Raw genomic sequence first — 6,924 nt, forward strand, 5'->3', positions numbered from 1 at the left:
GGGAGCCGGGCGGGCGTTTCGCCTATCCCAAAACGAGGACAGGCCCCGGCCATATCAGCCGGAGCCTGTCCCCAAAGAGATAAGAGAGAGTAGAACGCGGATCAATGACAGCAGGGGCACTCGTCCGCCGGGGCGAGATCCTTCTCGTCGTAGCAGATGCCGTTGCGGTCGTAGTAGTCCTTGACGGCGGCCTTGATGGCCTCCTCCGCCAGGACGGAGCAGTGGATCTTCTGGGCGGGCAGACCGTCCAGGGCCTCCACCACGGCCTGATTGGTGAGCTTCACGGCCTCGGTGATGGGCTTGCCCTTCACCAGCTCGGTGGCCATGGAGCTGGTGGCGATGGCGGAGCCGCACCCGAAGGTGTTGAACTTCACGTCGGTGATGATGCCGTCGGCGACCTTGATATACATCTTCATGATGTCGCCGCACTTGGCGTTGCCCACCTCGCCGATGCCGTCGGCGTCCTCCATCTTGCCCAGATTGCGGGGGTTCTGGAAGTGGTCCATGACCTTCTCACTATATAGCATGGTGCTTGACTCCTTTTTCAAGATCTTCCCAGACGGGAGACATATCGCGCAGGTAGGCCACCACCTCGGGGACGGCCTTGAGGATCAGGTCCATCTCCTCCTCCGTGTTGTACTCGGAGAGGGAGAGACGCAGGGAGCCGTGGGCGATCTCGTGGGGCAGGCCCAGAGCCAGCAGGACGTGGCTGGGGTCCAGAGAGCCGGAGGTGCAGGCCGATCCGGAGGAGGCGGCCACGCCCTTGGCGTCCAGCAGGAGGAGCAGGCTCTCGCCCTCGATGCCCTCGAAGCAGAAGCTCACGTTGCCGGGGAGCCGGCGCGCCCGGTCGCCGTTGAGCCGGGAGTGGGGGATCTGGGAGAGACCGTCGATCAGCTTGTCCCGCAGGGCGGTCATGTGGGCGGCGTTCTCGTCCAGATGGGAGACGGCCTCCTCCAGCGCGGCGGCGAGACCGGCGATGCCCGCCAAGTTCTCGGTGCCGGCCCGGCGGCCCCGCTCCTGCGCGCCGCCCTCGATGAAGGTCAGCAGAGGCTGGCCCTTCCGGCAGTACAGCACGCCCACGCCCTTGGGGCCGTGGAACTTATGGGCGGAGAGGGAGAGCATATCGATGTGGTCCTTGTCCACGTCCACGGGGATGTGGCCCACGGCCTGCACCGCGTCGGTGTGGAAGGGGACCTTCTTCTCCCGGCAGATGGCGCCGATCTCGGCGATGGGCTGGATAGTGCCCACCTCGTTGTTGGCGTACATGATCGTGACCAGCGCGGTGTCCTCCCGGATGGCGGCGGCCACGTCCTCGGGCCGGATGAGCCCCAGGGGGCCCACGTCCAGCAGAGTGACCTCGAAGCCCTCCCGCTCCAACTTCTTCAGGGTGTGGAGGACGGCGTGATGCTCGAAGGCGGAGGAGATGATGTGCCGCTTGCCCTTCTTGGCCCCCAGCAGGGCGGCGGAGCGGATGGCCTGGTTGTCAGCCTCGCTGCCGCCGGAGGTGAAGTAGATCTCCTCGGGCTTGGCCCCCAGACAGGCCGCGACCTTGGCCCGCTGTTCCATCAGGGCCTCGGCGGCCCGCTGACCCACGCTGTGGAGGGAGGAGGGATTGCCGTAGATGGTGTCGAAATAGGGCTCCATGGCCCGGATCGCCGTCTTGCTCATGGCAGTGGTGGCGGCGTTGTCCGCGTAGACGTACATAGGTGGATGCCTCCTGTCAGGACTGTCATGTCCGTTATCCTAGCTCGTTGGTATGATAATAGCACTGATTTTCCTACCTGTCAAGTAGAAATTCAATCGTCCTCTGCCGGACCGGCCTTTGCCTCCTCGTTCCCGGCCGTCTCCGGCGGCAGGAGGTCCTGGAGGGTGCGGCTGTCCAGGAAATGGTTGATGGTGTCATAAAAGTCCTGCCAGAAGCCCATGGACATGCAGTCGCCGAAGAGCTGATGCCGGTGACAGCATTCCGGTCCCGCCTCCAGGCAGACCGTGGGGGCCAGCTTGCCCTCTGTGGCCCGGAGGATCTCCCCCATGGTGTAGTCCTTGGGCTCCCGGAGCAGGCGGTAGCCGCCGCTCTTCCCCCGGACGCTCTGGAGGAAGCCGGCCCGGCTGAGCAGGGCGATGATCTGCTCCAGATATTTGACGGTGATATCCTGCCGGGCGGCGATCTCGTGGAGGGGGATCAGCCCCTCGTCCCGATGGACGGCCAGATCGGTCATGACCCGCAGGGCATAACGGCCCTTAGTAGAAATCTTCAAAGCGCTCACCTCGTTCGAGTCGTTCCGCCTGTATTATACTATGATCGCGGTAGGGATTCAACAGGGAAGCTCTGCCTAACCATACGGGCCATTCGACAGATCGTGCAGTTTGTATGGATATCATCGCCCGAGTTTGACACCAAATGTCAAAAGTGATAAAATGAAACTGCCCTTAGAGGGCGAAACGATCATTCGACTTCCTGAAGGGAGGTTCCGATATGGAACATACTGTGATCTGTTTGAGCCGGCAGTCCGGCAGCGGCGGCCGCGAGGTGGGCCGTCGGCTGGCCAAGCGCCTGAACATCCCCTTCTATGACTATGAGCTGATCGAGCTGGCCGCGGAGAAGGGCGGCATCCAGCTGGAGCGGCTGGAGAAGGTGGACGAGCGCAAGACCAATCCCTGGCTCTACCGGAGCCTGTACGAGGGCAACGGCTCCGTGGTGACCCGGGGCGGCTCTCCCAACGACACTCTGTTCTGGCTCCAGAGCGAGGTGGTCCGGGAGAAGGCGAAGGAGGGGAGCTGTATCTTCGTGGGCCGGTGCGCCGGCTATATCCTGCGCAAGGCGGGCATCCCCCACCACAGCGTGTTCATCTGCGCCCCCTGGGAGGACCGGATCCGCCGGGCCGGGATGCGGGAACAACTGGACGAGAAGAGCGCCGCCGCCTATGTCCGCAAGGTGGACAAGCAGCGCAAGGGCTATACGGAGTACTACACCGGCGAGAGCTGGGGCAAGCCCGAGGACTATGAGCTCTGCGTGAACAGCAGTGTGCTGGGCCTGGACGGCACGGCCGAGCTGCTGGCCCGCCTGGTCCGAGCCGCCGAGGACGAGGGCATCGAGGGGAAATGAGCGGCGTCCCGATCGCCAGACACAGAACGAGGCCCAGCGGCGCGTTTAGAGCGCCGCTGGGCCGTTTCATCTATCAGTATGGATGCGGATGGACCGTCACAGGGTGAAGTCCTCGTCCTCCAGCCGACTCAGGTCCAGCGCGGCGGGACGGGGCGGCACCCGCTTGAGGGGGTCGTACCGGAAGGAACGGCAGTGGCCGGCCGGATCCACCACGCCCCGCTTCGCGCAGAGGACAGAGCCCTCCTCCAGCTGGGTCCCGCGGGCGCAGTAGGCGCACCGGGGTTCGATCTCTTTCTTGAACAGCATGGCGTGACCTCTTTTCTCGCTAGTTTCCTCATCTTCCCTATTATATCACTCCCGACCGGCGGTGAACAGACCTTTTTCCGGCTGACCGGATCAGGAGGAGCATCCCCAGGAGGAGCCCTCCGGCGGATGCGGCGGAGCCGCTCAGGACCGCTCCGAAGCCGGGACCGGCGACCATATCGGCCGCCGGTCCGGACAGCAGGGCGGCCGCCGGGGCCTCCAGGGGGACCATCCGTACGGCCAGAGCGGTGAGGGCGGAGGCCAGGATGCCGTGGAGGGCTTTTCCAGCCAGATAGGTCTTGGCGGACAGGCCGCTCTCCCCCAGGAAAGACAGGACCTGACAGTGGACGGAGATCCCGGCCCAGCCCAGCAGGAAGGCCGCCATGGACAGCCGTCCGGGGAGCGGCCCGTCCCCGGAGAGGGTCCATACCCCGGAGGAGATCTCCAGCAGACCGGTGAGGAGCCGTTCCGCCCAGACCCGGTCCAGGCCCGGCAGAACGCTCAGCGCCCCGGACAGCGCGGCCATCGCCCCGGACAGGCTCAGGAGCCGGATCGTCACCGTGAAAAAGACCACGAAGGCGCAGATGTTCAGGGCGGAGGAGGCGGCACTCTGTACCGAGCGGGTCAGAGCGGCCGGGAACCGTTTGGCCTGGAACTGGGGCCGGACGCCAGTGCCGGCGGCTCGTCCGCCGGCACCCTTGTAAAAGCGGAAGAGGATCCCCACGCAGAGGGACGCCGCTGCGTGGGTCAGATAGAGCAGGAGCCCCACACGGCCGCTGGAAAAGACCCCGGTCCCTACCACGCCCAGGATGAAGGCCGGACCGGAGTTGTTGCAGAAGGCCAGGAGCCGCTCTGCCTCGGTCTTGGAGCACATGCCCTGCTGATAGAGGTCGATGGCGGTCTTGGCCCCCACGGGGTATCCGCCGATGGCCCCCAGTACGAAGGCGGAGGCACAGACGCCGTCCACCCGGAAGAGGGGCCGCATGATCCCCTCCAGCATCCGCCCCAGACCGGCGGCCAGCCCCAGCTCCACCACCAGAGCGGACAGGACGAAGAAGGGGAATAGGGACGGGATGATCACATTATAGCACAGACGGAGCCCCTGCTTGGCGCCCTCCATCGCCTCAGTGGGATAGAGGAGCAGAGCCAGAGCGGCGCAGAGCACCCCCGCCCCCAGGATCAGATCCCGGGCCCAGGCCCGGGAGGACTGTCGGAACAATACGGACCACCTCCCGGGAGAGCCTATGCAGGCCCAAAGACCGATATGCGGGAAGAACGCCTGCCGACGGGATCGTCAGCAGGCGTTCTGCGCATCGAGCCGGCTTAGGCAGTAGGGAGATAGTCTGCCGGGTCTACCGGCTGGCCGTCCTTCAGGAGCGCGAAGTGGAGATGGGGCTCGTCGGCGCTCTCCGCGGCGGCGGTGCCGCCCACGGTCCCCAGAACGTCTCCGGCCTGGACCTGATCTCCGGTCTCCACCACCGGCTCGGTGGAGAGGTTGGCGTAGACGCTGACCAGCCCGCCGGTGTGCTCCACCGTGACGATGGTCCCCATGAGCTCGTCCTGCTGGACGGCGTTGACGGTCCCCTCCGCGGCGGCGGCCACCGGAGTGCCCAGCTCCGCAGTCAGGTCGAGGCCCTCATGCGTGCGCCAATCGCCCATGGTCTGGCTGTAGGTGAGCGTGTCCGTACTGAAGGGGGTCAGGACCTCTCCCTCTACCGGGCGGACCGAAAAGACAGGAGCCACCGCCTCCGGGTCCGGCGTCTGGAGCGGACTGGGAGAGGGGGCCGCGGTGGCCGATGGTCTCGGCCGGGCCGTGGGTCGGGGCGTCGCGCTGACCTGCGGCTTCTGAGGCGTGACCGAACGTTCTTTCGGTGTCGGCCGGACGGTGACGGTGACCGGCTCGACCACCGGGGCCTCCGCCTGTGCGGAAGATCCATCGGTGAAAAGATGATAGCCCGAGATCCCGAGCGCTGCCGCGCACAGGAGAAGGGCTATGTAGAAGCCCTTCTCCTCCAGCATGGTGCCGAGTCGTTCCAGGAATGGTCGTTTCATGTGTGCTGCACCTCCGGACCTATCATTGCCCGGAGGCTGGAGGATCATACCTGATCCATCCTGTTTTTCCAGATAAAAAGACCGCCGTTCCGGGAGGAACGACGGTCGATGGGATCGGTTCAGCGCTCCATGACGCCGACCACCGCAAAGCGGCTACCGGTCTTCATGGGACCGGTGAGACGGAGCGGCCTGGAAGGCGCATCGGGTCCGGTCATAGAGATGGACGCCTCAGGCCCGGAGTAGACCGTGGCCTGGAGCGGCTTGTCCGGCTCTCTGCGGAGGAAGAGCGCATTCATATCCTGAGCGGCAGAGACGACCGCCAGATGCTCCTTGCGGACCAGACCGGAAGCGGTCGGCACATAGTGGTAGGCGTCCTCCCCCAGATCCATGACCAGCTGGCCGGCGGGAGCGCCCTTGGGAGGCGTATAGGAGAACAGCACAGCAGTATACTGCGTCCAGTCCTTGGCGGCGAGATCGAACTCCAGCTCATCCCGGTCCTCGGACAGCGTGAACTCGTACAGGATGGCCATGGCGGCTTTTCCAGTGGATCTATCCAAGAGCTTGTCGATCACCGTGTGGTCTCCAGCCGTGGAGAGACCGGTGTTTTCTATCTTTTCCGGCATGGGATCCTCCCTCTCTATGTCTAACGATATATGGAATGGAGCGAGCCGTCATCGATTCCTGCGGACTGCCCTATCAACTGATAGATAGTATAGCAGATTCCTTCGGTGATTTCAATGTTATCGTGTTTATATCTAAAAATCGCTGTTTTTTCATTTTTTCGACACGATTCGACAATATTCGACAAAACGCGCCGGACCAGGTGGTCAGAGAGCGGTCTCGTCCCCCCATGTCAACCAAATGTCAACCAGCCTGAGTCCTGGAAGCCTTGCGGCGCAAGGCTTCCAGGACTCTTTCGTATCGAAATCATATCTCATGTCAACCAAAAGTCAACCAGGGGTATTTTTCGGGGCGTTTTGCCCCGAAAAATACCCCTTTCCTCTTGAAAACAGTACGGAAATGGCAGGTGTGAGGGCTGTCGTACCATCGTTCGACCGCACGTTTTCTTCGGAAAAAGTGCGGGAAAACGGGGGAAAACGCCGCTTTCTCAAATCAAACAAGGAGGAATCCTCAATGAGCAACCTCAAGAAGGTTCTCAGCGTCGGTCTGGCGTCTACCATGGTCATGGGCATGATGACCACCGCCGGTGCTGCGAGCTACGAGAAGTTCACTGACAAGGCCGACATCGAGCACAAGGATGCCGTGTCCATGGTCAGTGAGCTGGGCATCATCGCCGGCCTCACCAACGGCACCTATGCCCCCAAGCAGAACATCGACCGCGCGTCCTTCGCGCGCCTGGTCTGTGTCGCCCTGAACGGCGGCAAGGAGCCCAACCTGGGCAACCTGAAGACCAGCTTCACCGACACCCAGGGCCACTGGGCGGAGAAGTACATCGCCTACTG

At 63.7% G+C, this 6,924-nt stretch carries 9 protein-coding genes; 2 read left to right on the forward strand and 7 right to left on the reverse strand.

All coding sequences use genetic code 11. The annotated features are described in order from the left end of the window. Positions 1-101 precede the first annotated feature (101 nt). The 3 genes from nifU to KQI12_RS12065 form a co-directional block, all read right to left on the reverse strand. Positions 102-527 carry a Fe-S cluster assembly scaffold protein NifU gene (gene nifU / locus KQI12_RS12055; protein WP_216573695.1) on the reverse strand — a complete coding sequence of 142 codons (426 nt, stop codon included), beginning with the start codon at positions 525-527 and terminating at the stop codon, positions 102-104. Continuing rightward, entirely contained in the window at positions 517-1,704 is a 1,188-nt protein-coding gene (nifS, locus tag KQI12_RS12060; protein WP_216573697.1) for a cysteine desulfurase NifS, read from the reverse strand. The genes nifU and nifS overlap by 11 nt, the downstream gene beginning before the upstream one ends. Before the next feature lie 92 nt (positions 1,705-1,796). Beyond that, entirely contained in the window at positions 1,797-2,258 is a 462-nt protein-coding gene (locus tag KQI12_RS12065; protein WP_216573699.1) for an Rrf2 family transcriptional regulator, read from the reverse strand. A 218-nt stretch (positions 2,259-2,476) separates the two neighbouring features. Between KQI12_RS12065 and KQI12_RS12070 the strand changes: the two genes are divergently transcribed. Further along, complete coding sequence (locus KQI12_RS12070) at positions 2,477-3,106, forward strand: AAA family ATPase (protein ID WP_216573701.1); 630 nt, start codon at positions 2,477-2,479, stop codon at positions 3,104-3,106. Positions 3,107-3,202: 96 nt separating this feature from the next. Here the strand turns inward: KQI12_RS12070 and KQI12_RS12075 are convergent, their stop codons facing one another. The 4 genes from KQI12_RS12075 to KQI12_RS12090 all read right to left on the reverse strand — a co-directional run bounded on the left by KQI12_RS12075 (position 3,203) and on the right by KQI12_RS12090 (position 6,084). After that, a complete protein-coding gene (locus KQI12_RS12075; RefSeq protein ID WP_216573703.1) occupies positions 3,203-3,412 on the reverse strand; it encodes a hypothetical protein in 210 nt (69 codons plus the stop codon). Positions 3,413-3,452: 40 nt separating this feature from the next. After that, a complete protein-coding gene (locus KQI12_RS12080) occupies positions 3,453-4,628 on the reverse strand; it encodes a nucleoside recognition domain-containing protein (protein WP_216573705.1) in 1,176 nt (391 codons plus the stop codon). A gap of 104 nt (positions 4,629-4,732) precedes the next feature. Then, entirely contained in the window at positions 4,733-5,461 is a 729-nt protein-coding gene (locus KQI12_RS12085) for a M23 family metallopeptidase (protein WP_216573706.1), read from the reverse strand. Between the two features lie 119 nt (positions 5,462-5,580). Next, entirely contained in the window at positions 5,581-6,084 is a 504-nt protein-coding gene (locus KQI12_RS12090) for a hypothetical protein (RefSeq protein WP_216573708.1), read from the reverse strand. Between the two features lie 511 nt (positions 6,085-6,595). On the opposite strand from KQI12_RS12090, the gene KQI12_RS12095 reads away from it, so the two are divergent. Then, positions 6,596-6,924: S-layer homology domain-containing protein (locus KQI12_RS12095; protein WP_216573710.1), on the forward strand; the 329-nt coding region annotated here is incomplete at its 3' end.

It is taken from the genome of Pseudoflavonifractor sp. MSJ-37 (genome assembly GCF_018917965.1).
Classification (GTDB): domain Bacteria; phylum Bacillota; class Clostridia; order Oscillospirales; family Oscillospiraceae; genus Pseudoflavonifractor_A.

Coding starts and splice junctions, on each gene's coding strand:
- nifU (WP_216573695.1), bottom strand. CDS start 527: ATGCTATATAGTGAGAAGGTCATGGACCACTTCCAGAACCCCCGCAAT.
- nifS (WP_216573697.1), bottom strand. CDS start 1,704: ATGTACGTCTACGCGGACAACGCCGCCACCACTGCCATGAGCAAGACG.
- KQI12_RS12070 (WP_216573701.1), top strand. CDS start 2,477: ATGGAACATACTGTGATCTGTTTGAGCCGGCAGTCCGGCAGCGGCGGC.
- KQI12_RS12075 (WP_216573703.1), bottom strand. CDS start 3,412: ATGCTGTTCAAGAAAGAGATCGAACCCCGGTGCGCCTACTGCGCCCGC.
- KQI12_RS12085 (WP_216573706.1), bottom strand. CDS start 5,461: ATGAAACGACCATTCCTGGAACGACTCGGCACCATGCTGGAGGAGAAG.
- KQI12_RS12090 (WP_216573708.1), bottom strand. CDS start 6,084: ATGCCGGAAAAGATAGAAAACACCGGTCTCTCCACGGCTGGAGACCAC.